The sequence below is a fragment of the Woronichinia naegeliana WA131 genome (genome assembly GCA_025370055.1).
In the GTDB taxonomy this organism is placed as follows: domain Bacteria; phylum Cyanobacteriota; class Cyanobacteriia; order Cyanobacteriales; family Microcystaceae; genus Woronichinia; species Woronichinia naegeliana.
This window is the reverse complement of the sequence record CP073041.1, coordinates 7,582,654-7,598,942: the sequence shown is the minus strand read 5'-3', so window position 1 is coordinate 7,598,942 and position 16,289 is coordinate 7,582,654. Positions and strand designations below refer to the sequence as shown.

Annotated in this window: 22 protein-coding genes; 6 read left to right on the top strand and 16 right to left on the bottom strand. The window is 38.0% G+C overall.

All coding sequences use genetic code 11. The features are described from left to right. Positions 1–28 precede the first annotated feature (28 nt). The 3 genes from KA717_38780 to KA717_38770 are packed head-to-tail and all read left to right on the top strand — an operon-like array spanning position 29 to position 4,884. Positions 29–1,498 carry an ATP-binding protein gene (locus KA717_38780; protein ID UXE61258.1) on the top strand — a complete coding sequence of 490 codons (1,470 nt, stop codon included), beginning with the start codon at positions 29–31 and terminating at the stop codon, positions 1,496–1,498. Next, on the top strand, positions 1,461–2,408 hold the full coding sequence (locus KA717_38775) for a hypothetical protein (protein ID UXE61257.1): 948 nt from the start codon (positions 1,461–1,463) through the stop codon (positions 2,406–2,408). The genes KA717_38780 and KA717_38775 overlap by 38 nt, the downstream gene beginning before the upstream one ends. A 49-nt stretch (positions 2,409–2,457) precedes the next feature. Further along, positions 2,458–4,884: an endonuclease MutS2 gene (locus KA717_38770; protein ID UXE61256.1), complete on the top strand. Its 2,427-nt coding sequence runs from the start codon at positions 2,458–2,460 to the stop codon at positions 4,882–4,884. A 46-nt stretch (positions 4,885–4,930) separates the two neighbouring features. On the opposite strand, the gene KA717_38765 is transcribed toward KA717_38770, so the two are convergent. From KA717_38765 to KA717_38720, 10 genes are all read right to left on the bottom strand, one after another. Further along, entirely contained in the window at positions 4,931–5,101 is a 171-nt protein-coding gene (locus KA717_38765; protein UXE61255.1) for a hypothetical protein, read from the bottom strand. 915 nt (positions 5,102–6,016) lie between these two features. Further along, complete coding sequence (locus KA717_38760; GenBank protein UXE61254.1) at positions 6,017–6,265, bottom strand: Txe/YoeB family addiction module toxin; 249 nt, start codon at positions 6,263–6,265, stop codon at positions 6,017–6,019. Then, the gene (locus tag KA717_38755) at positions 6,246–6,500 is read right to left on the bottom strand and encodes a hypothetical protein (GenBank protein ID UXE61253.1); all 255 of its coding nucleotides are present in this window, start codon (positions 6,498–6,500) and stop codon (positions 6,246–6,248) included. Before KA717_38755 ends, KA717_38760 begins: the two co-directional genes overlap by 20 nt. Positions 6,501–6,643: 143 nt before the next feature. Continuing rightward, entirely contained in the window at positions 6,644–6,850 is a 207-nt protein-coding gene (locus KA717_38750; GenBank protein ID UXE61252.1) for a type II toxin-antitoxin system HicA family toxin, read from the bottom strand. After that, positions 6,847–7,047 (bottom strand): type II toxin-antitoxin system HicB family antitoxin, encoded by a 201-nt coding sequence (locus tag KA717_38745; protein UXE61251.1) that lies wholly within the window; start codon positions 7,045–7,047, stop codon positions 6,847–6,849. The genes KA717_38750 and KA717_38745 overlap by 4 nt, the downstream gene beginning before the upstream one ends. Before the next feature lie 119 nt (positions 7,048–7,166). Next, positions 7,167–7,529 carry a type II toxin-antitoxin system PemK/MazF family toxin gene (locus KA717_38740; GenBank protein ID UXE61250.1) on the bottom strand — a complete coding sequence of 121 codons (363 nt, stop codon included), beginning with the start codon at positions 7,527–7,529 and terminating at the stop codon, positions 7,167–7,169. Then, positions 7,519–7,722: a hypothetical protein gene (locus KA717_38735; protein ID UXE61249.1), complete on the bottom strand. Its 204-nt coding sequence runs from the start codon at positions 7,720–7,722 to the stop codon at positions 7,519–7,521. Before KA717_38735 ends, KA717_38740 begins: the two co-directional genes overlap by 11 nt. A 364-nt stretch (positions 7,723–8,086) precedes the next feature. Further along, positions 8,087–8,401: a hypothetical protein gene (locus KA717_38730; GenBank protein UXE61248.1), complete on the bottom strand. Its 315-nt coding sequence runs from the start codon at positions 8,399–8,401 to the stop codon at positions 8,087–8,089. Further along, positions 8,391–8,642, bottom strand: coding sequence for a hypothetical protein (locus KA717_38725; GenBank protein ID UXE61247.1), 252 nt, complete (start codon positions 8,640–8,642; stop codon positions 8,391–8,393). The genes KA717_38730 and KA717_38725 overlap by 11 nt, the downstream gene beginning before the upstream one ends. A gap of 230 nt (positions 8,643–8,872) precedes the next feature. Further along, positions 8,873–9,076: a DUF2283 domain-containing protein gene (locus tag KA717_38720; GenBank protein ID UXE61246.1), complete on the bottom strand. Its 204-nt coding sequence runs from the start codon at positions 9,074–9,076 to the stop codon at positions 8,873–8,875. A 340-nt stretch (positions 9,077–9,416) separates the two neighbouring features. Between KA717_38720 and KA717_38715 the strand changes: the two genes are divergently transcribed. Then, the gene (locus KA717_38715; protein UXE61245.1) at positions 9,417–9,611 is read left to right on the top strand and encodes a transposase; all 195 of its coding nucleotides are present in this window, start codon (positions 9,417–9,419) and stop codon (positions 9,609–9,611) included. 17 nt (positions 9,612–9,628) lie between these two features. Continuing rightward, positions 9,629–10,804: an IS4 family transposase gene (locus tag KA717_38710; protein ID UXE61244.1), complete on the top strand. Its 1,176-nt coding sequence runs from the start codon at positions 9,629–9,631 to the stop codon at positions 10,802–10,804. Positions 10,805–10,813: 9 nt separating this feature from the next. Here the strand turns inward: KA717_38710 and KA717_38705 are convergent, their stop codons facing one another. The 6 genes from KA717_38705 to KA717_38680 all read right to left on the bottom strand — a co-directional run bounded on the left by KA717_38705 (position 10,814) and on the right by KA717_38680 (position 14,756). Next, positions 10,814–11,056, bottom strand: coding sequence for a hypothetical protein (locus tag KA717_38705; GenBank protein UXE61243.1), 243 nt, complete (start codon positions 11,054–11,056; stop codon positions 10,814–10,816). Next, positions 11,056–12,264, bottom strand: coding sequence for an ATP-binding protein (locus KA717_38700; protein ID UXE61242.1), 1,209 nt, complete (start codon positions 12,262–12,264; stop codon positions 11,056–11,058). The genes KA717_38705 and KA717_38700 overlap by 1 nt, the downstream gene beginning before the upstream one ends. A gap of 275 nt (positions 12,265–12,539) precedes the next feature. Continuing rightward, complete coding sequence (locus KA717_38695) at positions 12,540–13,715, bottom strand: IS4 family transposase (GenBank protein UXE61241.1); 1,176 nt, start codon at positions 13,713–13,715, stop codon at positions 12,540–12,542. 17 nt (positions 13,716–13,732) lie between these two features. Beyond that, positions 13,733–13,927 (bottom strand): transposase, encoded by a 195-nt coding sequence (locus KA717_38690; GenBank protein ID UXE61240.1) that lies wholly within the window; start codon positions 13,925–13,927, stop codon positions 13,733–13,735. Between the two features lie 184 nt (positions 13,928–14,111). Beyond that, positions 14,112–14,255: a hypothetical protein gene (locus KA717_38685; GenBank protein UXE61239.1), complete on the bottom strand. Its 144-nt coding sequence runs from the start codon at positions 14,253–14,255 to the stop codon at positions 14,112–14,114. A 312-nt stretch (positions 14,256–14,567) separates the two neighbouring features. Then, positions 14,568–14,756: a DUF4926 domain-containing protein gene (locus KA717_38680; protein UXE61238.1), complete on the bottom strand. Its 189-nt coding sequence runs from the start codon at positions 14,754–14,756 to the stop codon at positions 14,568–14,570. A 183-nt stretch (positions 14,757–14,939) separates the two neighbouring features. On the opposite strand from KA717_38680, the gene KA717_38675 reads away from it, so the two are divergent. Next, positions 14,940–16,019 (top strand): IS1 family transposase, encoded by a 1,080-nt coding sequence (locus tag KA717_38675; protein UXE61237.1) that lies wholly within the window; start codon positions 14,940–14,942, stop codon positions 16,017–16,019. Positions 16,020–16,289: the final 270 nt, after the last annotated feature.

Below are 16,289 nucleotides of genomic sequence, written 5' to 3'. Positions count from 1 at the left end.
TGTTTTGTGTCCAGGTATAAGTTTTGCTATGAAAATCAAGTTCTGGAATTTGGGAAGTATTAAGGAAGCAGAGTTAGATTTGCGACCTCTGACCGTTATTATTGGCCCAAATAATTCTAATAAAACTTATATTGCTTACTCTATTTATGGCTTATGGAAGCATATTGCCAGTAACATGATAAAAACATTAGAACTAAGTCAATTAGAGATTGAGGATACAGCACAACAGGGGCTTAGAATTAAAGTAGATTCATCTTTTATTGATTTTTTTTCAACAAGCGTCAAATTAATTTCACAGCAGTTTGATGGCTTTAAACTAGAGGCTTTTTTTCAAGATTCTAGCCATAAAATTTTCGAGCGAACAGGACTTCAACTGGAAGTTTCTGACAATGAAATTTTAGATGCAATTTGTATTTTACAAAGGCAAGAAATTATAAAAGTGGCATTTAGAAAAAATGGGTATCAAGTTAAACTTGAAAATAACTACTTTGTTGTTGAGGCAATGCAAAATAATATAGAGAATGAGGATTTAATCAAAGAGATTAGTGCCAGTTTAATAACTATTGTTTGCGTTTTGATTTTAAGAGAAATTTTCTCAATAGCTTTCCCTTTCCCAGCCGAGAGAAATGCCCTGATTAATACTTATAAATTTATTGAAAATACACGTTACAGATTTTTTAAAGGAGAACGATTTTTTAAGAGAGTGCAAAGAGGTTCAGGTGATTTTATTAACATTGATGTGGATAATGATTTAGAATCAACAAAATTCAGACAACTTGATTTATTTGGTCAGCAAGAAAATCTTTTCTATCCACAGCCAGTAGAAGATTTTTTAGACTTTTTGACGGAAATAGAACTAGAAAATAAACCCGTTCCTGATTCTAGTAGCAAAAATAAATTTCAAGAATTAGCCGATCAAATTGAGGAGCATATTCAAAATAATAATAAAACTAAATTTAAGAAAACTAAGTTTGGAGGAAGGGAAATTAAAGTTTCAGTTAAAAGAGGTTTAGAAATTGACCTTTATAATGCCTCATCTTCAATTAAACAATTGGCTCCTCTCTTACTTTATCTGCGCTATCGAGCCAAAGCAGGGGATTTTTTGGTTATTGATGAACCTGAAATGAATTTACATCCTGAATCCCAGGTAAAATTATTAGAGGCTTTAGCAATCCTTGTTAATTTAGGTGTTAGAGTTTTATTAACCACCCATAGTCCCTACTTAATGGCCCATCTCAATAATATTGTTAATGGAAATCATCAAGATCAAGACATTCTGGAAGCTCAAGCCCAATCTCTTTATCTGCAAGATTCTCAAGCCTTCCTCAAAATGGAACAGGTTAGTGCCTATGAAATGAAAAATAACAAATTAATTTCTCTCCATGATCCTGATTATGGCATTCGTTGGGATACACTGAGTGATGTGTCCGTTGATGTTCAACAAAAGTTTTTTACAATTTATGAAGCGGGACAAAAAAGCAAAGACACAGAAGCCTGATTTTTCCAATTTACCCATTGTTGAAAAAAAAGATAAACTCGACTGGCAAAACTTTAATTTGCTAGAGAATTTGCTGATTTTCTGTACTGTCCCTGATCGAATTGCGCCCCCAGAAAGTGGTGTTAGTTTTCGTATAACCAAGGCTCAAGAAAAATCCGTTTGCCTTTTATTTGAAATTGATCGCAATCCAGACCCTCTCATTACCAATCAAAAACTTAAAAGACCTGATTATTTATCGCTGTTTATACAGGATGATTTACTGTTATTGACTATTATCGAAATGAAAGGCATCAATAAAAATTCTACTGAACGGGGGATTGAACAAATTACAACTTTTAGAGATATTCTTAAACGGTCAATTAAAAAATATTGTTCAAGTAAGCTGAAATTTCATCTGCAAGGAATTTTATTAACTCCCTACAACTCAACTATTCCATTTTTTGATATTAATAAAGAAGCTAAAACAGGTTTTATTATCTTGCCTGTTCAGTATAGTCACAGGGCAGAACTTTATAGTTATATCTCAAAGATAAATACGCAAGCTGATTTGATTAGTAAAAATCAATATGTTAATCAAAAAATAACTGAATCAGGTAGTTTTCTGATCGAAGAATTATTAGCTAAACGTGCCTTAGATCAACGCAAACAAGATGACTATTATTCTCAGAATTTTTTCCTGTCGAAAGATAGACAAAACAGTTACATAGATTACCTATTGCCGAATAACAAAGATTGGATAACATTATTTACTAGTTCCGAACATAAGAAAATTCAATTAGCTTATTCTGGTAATGATGAGCAAGCTTCAGAAAATGCAATTCCAAAAATTCAAAAAGAACTTGAGACTCTCAATCTAACTAATATTGTAGAAATTATAAATCGCTCCTTGATTACTAAAAGATCATCCTAGCCTGACTTTAAATCTATTAACCATTAGTTCTTTCAACCCTGATAAAACCTTGATTCAAACGGAAACCCTCGCTCTCCTCGAATGGCAACGCCTTTGTCAACATCTCTCTACCTTCACAGAGACAAAATTAGGTGCGATCGCCGCCCAAAACCTGATCCCACCCACTCAGATGGAAGAGAGCCAAACCTTGCTCGCCCAAACCCAGGAAATTGAACAGCTAGAGCGCACCTTAAATGCGGGTTGGAAATTTACAGGGATTCATGATCTTACCGAAGCTTTCGCCAGAACAGAATTAGGTGGTTTATTAAGCGGTCTGGACTTATTGCAGATTGCCACCACCTTGGCCGGAGTCAGACGCTTACGGCGGATCATTGAATTACAGGAAAACTTGCCCGTTTTAACCGCATTGGTGGCAGATATCCGTACCTATCCTGAATTAGAGCAGGAAATTCACTATTGCCTGGATGATGCGGGCAAAGTAACGGATCGGGCCAGTCCTAAATTGGCAGACATTCGACAACGACTTAAGGAAATCCGCGATCGCATTTATCAAAAACTCCAAAATATCTTGCAACGTCAGGGAACAGCCGTTCAGGAAGCCGTGATTACCCAACGGGGCGATCGCTTTGTTATTCCCATTAAAGCCAGTCATCGAGAACAAATTGCCGGTATTATTCACGACAGTTCTAGCAGTGGCGCAACCCTCTATATCGAGCCAACTGAGATCGTTGAATTGGGCAATAAATTGCGTCAAACTCGACGACAAGAACAAAACGAAGAAGAGATTATTCTGCGACAATTAACCAGCAAAATTGCCGAAGTTCTTGATGATTTAGAACAGGTTTTAGCCGTTGCCACCCGTTTAGATTTGGCCACCGCTCGCTTACGTTATAGCCTCTGGTTAGGAGGAAATCCCCCTCGCTTGATCAACTTTTCAGCAGGACAAACGATTACCTTAAAACAACTCCGTCATCCCCTTCTCGTTTGGCAACAAAAACAAGAACAGGGGCAAGCGGTCATTCCCATTACTGTCCAAATTGATCCCAAAATTCGAGTAGTAGCCATTACCGGGCCAAATACAGGCGGCAAAACAGTTACCCTAAAAACCTTGGGATTAGCGGCTTTAATGGCTAAAGTTGGACTCTTTATTCCGGCTAAAGATCCAGTGGAAATTCCCTGGTTTGATCAGGTATTAGCTGATATTGGCGATGAGCAATCCTTAACCCAAAGTTTATCAACTTTTTCGGGCCATATTCGCCGTATTATTCGCATTATTGAAGCCCTTCCTCCCTCCACCTCCCCATCTTCCCCCGTCCCCTCATCCCCCCAGTCCTCCAACTCCCTAGTCCTCTTGGATGAGGTAGGAGCGGGAACTGACCCTGTTGAAGGTAGTGCTTTAGCGATCGCCCTTTTAACCTATCTAGCAGATCAGGCCCAATTAACCTTAGCAACAACCCATTATGGCGAATTAAAAGCACTCAAATATCAAGATCAACGCTTTGAAAATGCCTCAGTGGAATTCGATGATCAAACCCTGTCGCCCACCTATCGATTATTGTGGGGAATTCCAGGGCGTTCTAATGCTTTAACCATTGCCCAGCGTCTCGGTTTATCTAAGGATATTATTGAGGCAGCCAAGACCAAAATTGGCGGGTTTTCTGAGGATATTAATCAAGTCATTGCCGGTCTAGAATCGGAACGGCGACAACAGGAATCCAAGGCCAAAGCGGCTCAAAAATTATTGCAGCAAACGGAAGCATTTTATAGTGAAGTATCTCAAAAAGCCTCTTCGTTACAGGCCAGGGAACGGGATTTAAAACTTTATCAGGAACAGGAAGTGCAAAAAGCGATCGCCGACGCAAAGGCTGAAATTGCTCAGGTAATTCGACAATTGCAAAAAGGGAAACCAACCGCTCAAAAGGCACAACTCGCAACGGCGGCCCTTAATCAAATTGCAGAAAAAGAACGGGCGAAAACCGAGATTCAAACGGCCAGCTATTTACCTCAGGTGGGGGAACGGGTCAAAATTCCCAGTCTCAATCAAACCGCAGAGGTGATCAAGATTGCCGATGGAGAAGTTACCGTTAAATTTGGCTTGATGAAAATGGCGATCGCGGTTACAGAAATCGAATCCCTGGACGGGAAAAAAGTTGATCTGCCCCTGCCTAAAGCCACTGTTCAACCCGTAAAAAGTTCTCCTGTAGTGAGTGAAGTTAAGCCGAATGTCACCGTCAGAACCAGTCAAAATACCCTAGATATTCGCGGCGATCGCGTTGATGAGGCGGAATCGAAGCTAGAAGTTGCCATTAATCGAGCTAACAATGCGGCAGTCCTGTGGATTATTCACGGCAAAGGCACAGGAAAATTACGGCAGGGCGTTCAAGCCTTTTTAAGTCGCCATCCCCAGGTAGAACGCTTTGAACTCGCTTCTCAAGAGGAGGGGGGAGCCGGTGTGACCTTAGCTTATTTGCGTTAGTGACCTTTGCGATTAGACCGTTTAAGATTTCGAGGAAAAGCTAAACCTACCAAACCTGGGGCATAAACTCCGCATCATTTAAAATTACCACATTTTCCCTATTAATGATTTCCATTTGTCTATTTTTTGCAGGGGAAGAATGAGCGTAAACGTCTTTTTGGGCTGACAGATAGTCTTCCCCGTCTAGGTATTCTTGCTCGTTGCTTGTTGTCGTCATAATCAATTTTTTCAGTTAAATTTTCCCCGTTATAGAGCTGATCGCTTTTTCTCCCTTGGATTACAGGATCAGGGATTTGCTGAGGGATAACATCCCAAGGAGGGCGATCGCCGTTTAGACAATAGATAAAAATATAGCAATTTTCATTCAAATGAGGTACGAATAAGGGGCTTAAACTCTTTCTTAGCAAGGCTTGTTGATACCTCACCAAAATGAAAAACGCTATAATGAGATTATTGATTTTTATTTATAATGACTCCACATCCGTATAATTTAGGAGTTACGCATTGTGGAATTGTCACGAATGTGGATGGACGAAATAAAGGCGTTTGAGCCGTCCAGCACAATGTCTTGGAACAGGTCTAATGACGATAAATGTCGCTGAAACCCAAATGGAAATGTAGCTTAGGCTACTAAAGCTTGCTTGTGCACAAGTAAAAGCTTTTGTCAATGCGTAACTTCTATAATTTTAATTTTGAAAGGTAGGCTGGATAAGGGTTTCCGAGATCATGATTGATTTTTTATGAAACGCTGAAAGTCTTATCAGATAAGGAGTCCAGAATTTAGATGCGTTTCCCCTGCGGGGAAATTTTGATTAATTTTCTTTTCGGGAAAAACTTGATAAACTAAACGATGTTGAATATTATAGCGTTTTAAGCAAAGATGAAATCATAAGAATGCTTATACAGCAAGGCTTTGAGAGCTATTTTTATACCTCACTAAGGTAAAAACCGCTATAACTCTCTTGTATTACTTTAGGAAATGATTTTAAATCTCAAATCCTACAACCCTTGCTCAACAAGGATTCTGTCGTTATTTCTGAGGATAAAATAAAATATGTGTTTCCTCCTAACTTAATAGCTCAAAAGTCTTGCTATGGAAGGACTTTAGTATTTGAGGTCTGAAAATGTCTTCCTAGTCTAACAGAAGATAAATAACTTCTATTTCTGTAATCTTATAAACTAGGCGATGTTCATCATTAATGCGTCTTGACCAATAACCCTTTAGTTGATGTTTTAAGGGTTTGGGTTTACCGATTCCAGAGAAGGGATGACGTAATATTTCGCCAATTAAATCAACGATTTTTTTATAGAGTTTTTTGTCTTCTATAGCCCATTCATTGAATTGTTTAAAAGCTTTCGGATCAAATACTATATTTTTCATGCCATTCTTTTGCTGTAATTGTCACTAAGTTTTCTTTATTTTCTATTCTGTCAATAGCTTCAGATAATTCACGCTGATTGGCTTCTGTTGAAAGAAGATATTCGGTTGTGTCGGGTTCAGGCTCAGATACTAAAATAATAATATCCACATCTGTTCCTTCTTCTAGTTCCGTAGAATGAAGTTCTATTTTTCCTTCTCTACCAACAGTTCCTTTCTGTTTAATGGCTCTAATCATTATTTTTTTCCTAAGATGTCAAGCGATTACGACTATTATATCAAAATCAGCATGAGTTAGAACTGACGACAAGAAAAGCGATCGCAATTTTAAAGTTTAATCAACAAGATAATGGCGATCTCGCAAGTGATCCCTGCCAATAATTACAAATCATTATCATTAAGATTAGCAACTTTTATAAAATGTCTTAATAGTCCAGGTTTTAGGGCTTGATTGCCATGAATTGGTACGGAAATTCGGGCTGGATTATTTGATTTCCTGTAGATATGATGGCTACCATTAATGCGTAGTAGTTGCCAACCATTTTGTTCTAATATTTTTGTAAACTCCTTTCCTGAAACAGATTTCATACGGCGATTTCTAAAATTTGGGAAGATTCATCAAGCTGTAGCTGTTCCGTATCTACTAACAAACAACCTTCAACCGCTTCATATAAGTTTTGTAAGAGTTCTTCAAAAGTATTGCCTTGGGTAGCACAACCAGGAATAGCAGGAACTTCAGCCCAATAACCCGTTTCTTCTGTGTGAACAATGACTTTGAGTTTCATCGGTTAAGGTATTTAAATCGTATATTCTTTATTATACAGCGATCGCCCTCTGTTTTCCTATCCCAAGCCGCGATCGCGGTTTTAAAATTTAATCAACAGAAGGGTGGCGATCGCACTATTTAATTATCTATCGAATAATCAACACTAATGATTAAACCTGCCAATAACTCTCCCATGACTTGATTGGAAACAATTCCAATTTTATCAATAAATCGTTGCGTTGATAGACTACGAATTTGTAAAACATTCCCCGCAGAATCTTGAGCTAAACCATTGATTTTATCTTGCACAATTCTGACCATAAAAGGACGATTAACAAATTTATTCTGCCAAGTTGTTAATGGAATCACAATTCTTAAAGCAATCGGACTATACAAATCTGAACTAATAACAATAACAGGACGTTTTTTTCTAATTTCCTGTCCGATGGTTGGCTCAAGGTTAACTTGCCAGATCTCGCCGCGTTTTGGATTAATCGTCATTGTTATCTAATCCTTCCCCCTCTATTTCTGAAAATAAATCTAGTTCAGGATCCTTATTGACATCCTCAGCTATTTCTTGAATAAGAGGACGTAAAAATCTATGTCTTTCTGATAGAGAAAGTTTAGCAATTTCTTGTAATGAAGGTAAAGAAAATTGAGCAATATTTTCATTAATAGTATTAACACTTAACATTTTGATTACCCCTAAAATTTTCATTTACTCATTGTACAACAAATCTCAAAAAATAAGTAGTTTTAAGATATCAGCGATCGCCCTCTGCTTTCCCATCCCAAGCAATAGCACTTTTAAAATTAAATCAATAAGATAAAGGTGATCGCTTGCTGGGATAGGGTAGGGCTGATTCATTCTCTGGTTTGATTCCTTTTTTGTCTCTCTTCAATCGCTTATGGGGTAAGCAAAGTAAGGTATTTTTAAAAATTTTCAGATATTTATTCTGAGAAATCGCCTTAAAACCTTGCCAGATAAGGATTTGATTGATTGAGATTTGTTAGAATGAATCAGCCCTACTGGGATAGGGGGGAATAGCGATCACTATTTATTTTCGCTCTTTTGCTTTGACATAAGCAAGATCGTGTTCAGCAAAGCTTAAAATTAAAACACGTTTTGGCGAAGGCACTTCATAAACACGATACACTAGCCGATAAACAATTTGATTTTGAGTAATTTCTAAAGCTCGGCAATTCACCAATTTTCCCAATAAATTATGACTAGGAATTCTATGAGTTTCATAAGGGTTTAAGGATAAAATTTGCTGGTATTGTTTGAAGTCGGCTTTAATCTCTGACGGTAGAAGAGGAAAATCTTCAATACTAATTAGTTTGTGTATTTGAATCAGATATTTAGTCTTCATAGCCTCTTTGCTTTAACCATTCTTTTAATTCTTGTTCATTAATTTCTTCTCCTGCTTGAATGGTCGTAATCCATTGACTTGGATCATCCAAATCTCCAAGCCGTTGGATCGCTTTTTCTTCTGCTGAAAATGCAGAATTACTCTGTCCTTTTTGGGTAATATAAGCGATTAATTCTAAACGCTCATCCCAACTCAGGCGATCAATCTGTTGTTTAACAACTTGTAACAGTGATTGAGTCATTGTTCAGTATTTTGGTGATAAGTAGCGCGATCGCTGATCTTGTAGGTTAGCTTAAGAAACACAGCCCGGCTTTAACAAATAATAACCCCTTTTGGTTAACGGTTGATTTACTGCGATCGCCCTACAAAAACGATCGCCACTCATCATCCAAAAAAAAGATCGCCCTCTGCCTTTCTATCCCAAGCGATCGCATTTTTAACATTTAATCAATAAGATAAAGGCGATCATCTTTATCGAGAAGAAATAGCTACCTGCAAATTAGGGGAAAAATTCTCGATTTTCCGAGAAGCATTAAGAATTTCAATCCCTATTACATTACCTGCTTGATCGTAGTCAAGAATAACCCCCGGACTGATTGCCTCGCTTTCTTCTACAGGTGTGTTATTCCAAGTGATTGTTAAAACGTCAACTTCAGCATCATATTTAGCTTTCATTTGATAACCGCCTATATTTTATAAGTTTACTGGCTACATATAGTGTAACAATTTTTTGAGGCTCAACTAAGTCATTAATATAAATTCTTAGAAGATAAGTTTTGTTGTTAATGGCGACAAACGTACCTTGATAAACTTTCTGACTTTTCCCGTTAAGTCCAAAATCCAGCAATGCAAACTTCTAGAGGCTTTATCTGGCAAGGGTTTGAGTAATGATTCTCTTGACAGGAAAAAAATATTCTGAAGCCATCATCCCGCTTATCGTTCAAATTTCAAAAACAAAGGATGAAGGGAGTATGAGACTGTAAAATGGAGAAAATCTTAAAGGGCAGGTCAAAAAATGTTGGAATGGTGGACAAAAAACTTTGCCAGTTGTGAATTGGGAGACGAGAGGCTAAACAATCGTGCCTTCTCGATTGGGAAAAAGTTAAGTGAGGGGTTTGGAAAAGCCTTATCAGAAGTGTTTAAGGGAGGAAACGAGTTAAAGAGGGCCTATGAATTTTTGGGAATCCGAAAACAGACTTTGTCAAGATAATAGAGCCGCACTGTGAAATGACAACTGCCGCCGTAGAAGAATATAAGATAATGCTATCAGTCGGAGATACGACCTTCTTAGATTATCGCAATATCAAGGAAAAAAGGGAAGGGTATGGGCCGACTGGAAAAGGAGGGAATGGATTAATACTGCATAGTGCTTTAGCAATTGAGCCAGAAAAAGGACAAGTATTAGGTTTATTATGGCAAAAACTGTGGAATAGGGAGGTAAAAGAAAAGCCCCCAACAGATGAAACGGCGAAGCAGAAAAAAGAAAGACAGAAAGAACAAAGAAAAGCAGCTCGTCAAAGACCATTTGAGGAAAAAGAATCCTACAAATGGGTAGAGGCTCTAAACACCTGTGAGAAACAGGTAGAAAGTTCAACGAGGGTAATTCATGTATTTGACAGAGAAGGAGATGTTTCAGAAGTCTTTGACTCAGTGCGTCAACTCAAGCATACAGGAGTGCTGGTCAGAGCGTCTCATAATCGTAGTTTAGACAAAAATAGTGAACGACTTTGGCAACATTTGGAATCAGAACCGATTCGTTTTCATCAAGAAATCGAGATTCCGAGTACAGGAAAAAGAAAAGCACGGAAGGTTAAGCTTGCCGTCCGATTTTGCTCAGTTAATCTACGAACTCCCTATCGTTTTGATAATCGTGACCCGTTGAATGTCTATGCTGTTTATGCGACAGAAATCGATTGTCCCGAAGGCGAAACTCCTTTATCTTGGATGCTTCTGACTACAGAAGTTGTTGAGACTATTGAGATGGCTGTCACTATTCTTCGTTGGTACACCTACCGATGGCGGGTTGAAGAATTTCATAAAGTCCTTAAGTCTGGTTGTCAGAGTGAGCGTTATCGACTTGCCTCTGATGGAATGAAAACTCTTTTGGGTTTTTTAAGTGTCATTGCTGTTGAACTTTTACACGTTACTTATCTTCATCGTACCCAGCCCGATGCTCTCGCGATTGAAATTCTTAATCCTCTTCAACTTCAGGTGTTAAAAGCAGCCGCCTCTCAAAAACTTCCCCCTATTTTGACTGTTGCTTGGGCTGTCGAGTCTGTTGCTTTTCTTGGTGGTTATCTTGAACATCGTCGTAAAACTCCTCTCGGTATCCAAGTCCTTTGGCGCGGTTGGTTGAAGTTGCATGACCTTTGCCAAGGCTGGCAGCTTGCAATCCGCACTTAACGGGAAAAGTCAGGTTGAGCGATCGCCGCAATTAAAGAATTCAGGTAAATATTGATTGTGTTTTTGCGGAACACAGGCTTTATAAAAGTTTGCGTCTGGAAAATCTTCCATTCGTCCATAGGATTGAGGCGATCGCCGACCTTTAATGGGGGCAAAACTACCTTCACACAGGATGACAATTTTATTTTTAATGCGACGGGATTGGAGGATCGTTTGACAATGTTCTTCAAGTTGTTGGGCATCAAAACTCATTACGAATGATTAACGTTATTCAAAAGTTTGGGTTCAATTTCTTTAACATGAGCAGGGGTTAAAGCTTGGCAAAGTTCGTAGGAATGGGTCGCTAAAATATATTGATTAGTTGGCCCCCATTCTTCCAAGTCTCGAATAATTTGATATTGCCAGTCAGGATGAAGTGCAATTTCAATTTCATCAAACAGAATAATTGCATTTTCAATATTACTATATTTGAGCCAAACATATAAACTGAGTCTTTTGAGTTCGCCATGACTCAAATCTTCGGGATAAAGTTCTATGGTTTCACCATTCCTTTCTGCTTTAAAATTAACTCCTGATAAATCTTTGTCTAGATTGATTTGTTTATCTTTTAAAAATTTATTAAAATCATTGAGTAAGTTTTGATAATGTTTACCATAGTGACCTCCTGTTTCGATTGCTTCCTCAAAATCTTTATCTCTTGCTTGTTTAAAGGATTGAATAAGAATATCTACCGAAACAAAGTCATAGGGGAAAAAATTGGTTAGTTGATTTTTCGCATCGTCCCATTCCCACCCCCTATCCTGTTTTTTTGAAGATTCTTCCTGATTTTCTAACGTTTTATTGCTTTTAAATCGTGATTTACGATATTTTTTAGAAAGAAAAAGAAAAATCTGAGTGGAAGGTGAAGCTAAAAATACTTTTTTGGATAAATTATCTAGAAATATATCACTTTTATCAAAATCTATATTTGTAGATTGATCTTGGGCTTCATTAACTGTTGTAAGATAAGCCTGTATAATTCTATAAGCAAGAATATAGTTGTTATAGTCAAGAATATATTTAGGCTTACTTGCAAAACTTTGTTCTTTCCCTATTGATTCAGAGATCAAAAAGGTCTTGTTTTCAATGGTGCTATATAAAGCAGAAAAAGAACTTCCTAAAAATACCAAATATTCGAGTCCAATAATCCCCCCTCTATTCGCAATCTCAAACTTAGCCAACGTTCTTTGATCAGTGCCTTTAGGAATTGTGAAATCTTCTAATAAATTTCGGATAAAGTGGTACTTCTGAGGATCAGCTGAGCAATGCAACAAGATAAAAATTAATTGCAATAAGGTGCTTTTTCCCCCACCATTCAAACTACCCAGGGGAAAAATACGAGGAGAAAACTCCTTCTCAAAGCTAATATCAATATCCTTTAAAACCCGAAAATCGGGAACTTGAACCCGTTGTAAGTGCATGGAATTTATCTCAACTAGCCAAAGTTGCTTGTAATAGTAACTTATCGTTCGTGCAAAAGAGAATAAGTAAAAATGCTTAGAGGGATAGTATGATCGCTGTTTTTTGTAGATTAGCTTGACGATTCGTTGCGTTTCTTAATCGATCCTACAGAAATGACAACGATCTTCGTATTGCCCTAAGACAATTGGCGATCGCTGTTCACTGAGAGTTAAGGCGGAGATCGCACTTTAATAGCACCTCCACCGAAAACTGTCAGTTGACCTGACTTTTCCCGTTAAGTGCGGATTGCAAGCTGCCAGCCTTGGCAAAGGTCATGCAACTTCAACCAACCGCGCCAAAGGACTTGGATACCGAGAGGAGTTTTACGACGATGTTCAAGATAACCACCAAGAAAAGCAACAGACTCGACAGCCCAAGCAACAGTCAAAATAGGGGGAAGTTTTTGAGAGGCGGCTGCTTTTAACACCTGAAGTTGAAGAGGATTAAGAATTTCAATCGCGAGAGCATCGGGCTGGGTACGATGAAGATAAGTAACGTGTAAAAGTTCAACAGCAATGACACTTAAAAAACCCAAAAGAGTTTTCATTCCATCAGAGGCAAGTCGATAACGCTCACTCTGACAACCAGACTTAAGGACTTTATGAAATTCTTCAACCCGCCATCGGTAGGTGTACCAACGAAGAATAGTGACAGCCATCTCAATAGTCTCAACAACTTCTGTAGTCAGAAGCATCCAAGATAAAGGAGTTTCGCCTTCGGGACAATCGATTTCTGTCGCATAAACAGCATAGACATTCAACGGGTCACGATTATCAAAACGATAGGGAGTTCGTAGATTAACTGAGCAAAATCGGACGGCAAGCTTAACCTTCCGTGCTTTTCTTTTTCCTGTACTCGGAATCTCGATTTCTTGATGAAAACGAATCGGTTCTGATTCCAAATGTTGCCAAAGTCGTTCACTATTTTTGTCTAAACTACGATTATGAGACGCTCTGACCAGCACTCCTGTATGCTTGAGTTGACGCACTGAGTCAAAGACTTCTGAAACATCTCCTTCTCTGTCAAATACATGAATTACCCTCGTTGAACTTTCTACCTGTTTCTCACAGGTGTTTAGAGCCTCTACCCATTTGTAGGATTCTTTTTCCTCAAATGGTCTTTGACGAGCTGCTTTTCTTTGTTCTTTCTGTCTTTCTTTTTTCTGCTTCGCCGTTTCATCTGTTGGGGGCTTTTCTTTTACCTCCCTATTCCACAGTTTTTGCCATAATAAACCTAATACTTGTCCTTTTTCTGGCTCAATTGCTAAAGCACTATGCAGTATTAATCCATTCCCTCCTTTTCCAGTCGGCCCATACCCTTCCCTTTTTTCCTTGATATTGCGATAATCTAAGAAGGTCGTATCTCCGACTGATAGCATTATCTTATATTCTTCTACGGCGGCAGTTGTCATTTCACAGTGCGGCTCTATTATCTTGACAAAGTCTGTTTTCGGATTCCCAAAAATTCATAGGCCCTCTTTAACTCGTTTCCTCCCTTAAACACTTCTGATAAGGCTTTTCCAAACCCCTCACTTAACTTTTTCCCAATCGAGAAGGCACGATTGTTTAGCCTCTCGTCTCCCAATTCACAACTGGCAAAGTTTTTTGTCCACCATTCCAACATTTTTTGACCTGCCCTTTAAGATTTTCTCCATTTTACAGTCTCATACTCCCTTCATCCTTTGTTTTTGAAATTTGAACGATAAGCGGGATGATGGCTTCAGAATATTTTTTTCCTGTCAAGAGAATCATTACTCAAACCCTTGCCAGATAAAGCCTCTAGAAGTTTGCATTGCTGGATTTTGGACTTAACGGGAAAAGTCAGGATAAACTTTGAGTCCATCTTCTTCTAAAATTTGCTCAGGATTGTTGATGATTTCCTGCAATATTTTTAAAGAGATTTGGCGTTGAATAATTTTTTCTTCGGCATGGTGACTTAAAATAAAGTTCACGGGGATTTCGAGTCATTGTTGGAAAGGGATTAGTAAAAATTGTAAAGCAAATAATCGCACTGTAGATTGGTTTGACGAAGTGCTCCCCTCAAATTAAAATGAGTCGCGCGATCGCCGATCCTGTAATTTGGGTTAACGAACACAACCCTATGATAACCTCCTTGTCGGTTAATACGATTACTTTCTTTGATGAAGTGCGATCGCCACTTCACAACACGATCGCACTTCCAAAAGCAAAAATGATCGCACTTTTAGTTTAATTAACAGGAAGACGGCGATCCTTTTGAGAATTTCGCTTAATTCGCTGATAATTTAGTAAACTAAAATAAGATTAGAAGTATCAGGATAAAGCAATATTAATTTTTCCGACTCTAGGGAAACTAACGCATAAGTTTGACCATTATGATCGCAAAATTCCACTTCAAAAGCTTCTCCATTATTATATTCTTCTACCACTGTCCCCATTTGACCTCTAGGTAAAATTATTTCTTTTTCTGTCATAAATTGGGTGGTTTTAATATTTTCAGAAAGAGCGATAATGGAACTGGTATCGTCTGATCAAAGTTGGAAAAAGTTATGGTGTAAGGCTTTGAGAAAATAGAAAAATAGTTTAAGACTAGACATCGGCCCGTTTTTATTATATTATTATTGTCATTATATCAAAGAAGAAGGAAACAGAAAACAATGTCAATATTAAAGAAAAGCTCTATGAAAATCCTGAATGATGTTGGCTTGTGCCAAGAGAAAGAGGATGCCTTATTCAAGAAAAACTGTCCTCATTGCTATAGTGAAAACGTAAAAATACATTCTCATTATCAAACGAAAGGTAACGGGGAACGTAAAATGTTCATTTGTCAAGAATGTAGTTCTTGTTTTGCTGAGACTTATGGTAGCGTAATCGCTGGCGTAGAAACCCCATTAAGTGAAATTGTAAAAGTATTAAAAGCCAGAATGGAAGGAATAGGATTAAATGCAGCAGCCCGAGCATTCGGCTACGCGAAAACAACAATATTGAATTGGGAAAAGAAATTATCAGGATTACAAGAGACATTATTTTTATACGCCTTAGTGAATGAATTTGTTAAATTAGTAATAGAAGGGGATGAACTATACACAAAAGTTGGAAAAAATAAAGAAGCAAGTGCCTCTGAGGGGTGGACAATCGTGCTCATGGACAGGGCTAGCCGCTTTATTTGGCATTTAAAATGTGGTAAAAAAGAGCAGAAATTATTTCTAGAAGCAATGATGACGGTAGCGGAATTATTTGAAAGGAGTGCAGAATCTCTCCAGTTATTTACAGATGGAGAAAAGCGATATAGTCAACTGCTATTTAATATTTGTCACGAAGTATTAAGGACTGGAAAGCGAGGTCGTCCCACCAAAGTATTACCGAAGGGTCTTGTAGTAAGACTAAAAAATAAGAGTAGTAAACGTCGAGATTCTGAGGGTAAACTAAAGAAAGTAGAAACTCCGAAACCAGAACATCCAGAGACAACAGAAAAACCAGAAGAAAAGGACGTCCATGCCAACCACGTTGAGGCATTTAATAGTGCTATCCGACGCTATTTAGCCGCCTTTTGTCGTCGTACAAATACTTATGCTAAATCTGTTGTGGGATTACAGCGAGTCCTAGATATTTTCTGGATGGTTCATAACTTTGTTCGCAGCCATTTTACGACTAGAGAAGTTCCTGCTGTAGCTCTCGGTATAATTGAAAAGGGGTTAACTTGGGAGGACTTACTCCAAATTCGCCTGATTTCTTGAACCTCTCGTATTGCAACGTTTGTAGCTTCTAGCTAGACGATACCAGTGCCGCGATAATATCATGTAATTTAATTAGACTCATGTTGATTGATCTCCTATAATTAATCAAGAGGATATACGGTAGTTAAACGAGGATAATCTTCTTCAAAACGAATAATCTAAGCACTTCTTATTTACACTGATCGCACTATCTAAATGCTTCAATTTGATCTAGATAAACGTTAACTAACTTGTGATCGACAATTAATTCTTCAATCTGACTTTTCCCAT

What these genes read in the sequence shown, in the direction of transcription:
- KA717_38720 (UXE61246.1), bottom strand. Translation starts at nt 9,076, where the DNA reads ATGAAAGCTAAATATGATGCTGAAGTTGACGTTTTAACAATCACTTGG.
- KA717_38780 (UXE61258.1), top strand. Translation starts at nt 29, where the DNA reads ATGAAAATCAAGTTCTGGAATTTGGGAAGTATTAAGGAAGCAGAGTTA.
- KA717_38680 (UXE61238.1), bottom strand. Translation starts at nt 14,756, where the DNA reads ATGACAGAAAAAGAAATAATTTTACCTAGAGGTCAAATGGGGACAGTG.
- KA717_38735 (UXE61249.1), bottom strand. Translation starts at nt 7,722, where the DNA reads ATGTTAAGTGTTAATACTATTAATGAAAATATTGCTCAATTTTCTTTA.
- KA717_38750 (UXE61252.1), bottom strand. Translation starts at nt 6,850, where the DNA reads ATGAAATCTGTTTCAGGAAAGGAGTTTACAAAAATATTAGAACAAAAT.
- KA717_38705 (UXE61243.1), bottom strand. Translation starts at nt 11,056, where the DNA reads ATGAGTTTTGATGCCCAACAACTTGAAGAACATTGTCAAACGATCCTC.
- KA717_38725 (UXE61247.1), bottom strand. Translation starts at nt 8,642, where the DNA reads ATGACTCAATCACTGTTACAAGTTGTTAAACAACAGATTGATCGCCTG.
- KA717_38690 (UXE61240.1), bottom strand. Translation starts at nt 13,927, where the DNA reads ATGTTGGAATGGTGGACAAAAAACTTTGCCAGTTGTGAATTGGGAGAC.
- KA717_38755 (UXE61253.1), bottom strand. Translation starts at nt 6,500, where the DNA reads ATGATTAGAGCCATTAAACAGAAAGGAACTGTTGGTAGAGAAGGAAAA.
- KA717_38760 (UXE61254.1), bottom strand. Translation starts at nt 6,265, where the DNA reads ATGAAAAATATAGTATTTGATCCGAAAGCTTTTAAACAATTCAATGAA.
- KA717_38715 (UXE61245.1), top strand. Translation starts at nt 9,417, where the DNA reads ATGTTGGAATGGTGGACAAAAAACTTTGCCAGTTGTGAATTGGGAGAC.
- KA717_38695 (UXE61241.1), bottom strand. Translation starts at nt 13,715, where the DNA reads ATGACAACTGCCGCCGTAGAAGAATATAAGATAATGCTATCAGTCGGA.
- KA717_38675 (UXE61237.1), top strand. Translation starts at nt 14,940, where the DNA reads ATGTCAATATTAAAGAAAAGCTCTATGAAAATCCTGAATGATGTTGGC.
- KA717_38775 (UXE61257.1), top strand. Translation starts at nt 1,461, where the DNA reads ATGAAGCGGGACAAAAAAGCAAAGACACAGAAGCCTGATTTTTCCAAT.
- KA717_38765 (UXE61255.1), bottom strand. Translation starts at nt 5,101, where the DNA reads ATGACGACAACAAGCAACGAGCAAGAATACCTAGACGGGGAAGACTAT.
- KA717_38700 (UXE61242.1), bottom strand. Translation starts at nt 12,264, where the DNA reads ATGCACTTACAACGGGTTCAAGTTCCCGATTTTCGGGTTTTAAAGGAT.
- KA717_38740 (UXE61250.1), bottom strand. Translation starts at nt 7,529, where the DNA reads ATGACGATTAATCCAAAACGCGGCGAGATCTGGCAAGTTAACCTTGAG.
- KA717_38745 (UXE61251.1), bottom strand. Translation starts at nt 7,047, where the DNA reads ATGAAACTCAAAGTCATTGTTCACACAGAAGAAACGGGTTATTGGGCT.
- KA717_38710 (UXE61244.1), top strand. Translation starts at nt 9,629, where the DNA reads ATGACAACTGCCGCCGTAGAAGAATATAAGATAATGCTATCAGTCGGA.
- KA717_38730 (UXE61248.1), bottom strand. Translation starts at nt 8,401, where the DNA reads ATGAAGACTAAATATCTGATTCAAATACACAAACTAATTAGTATTGAA.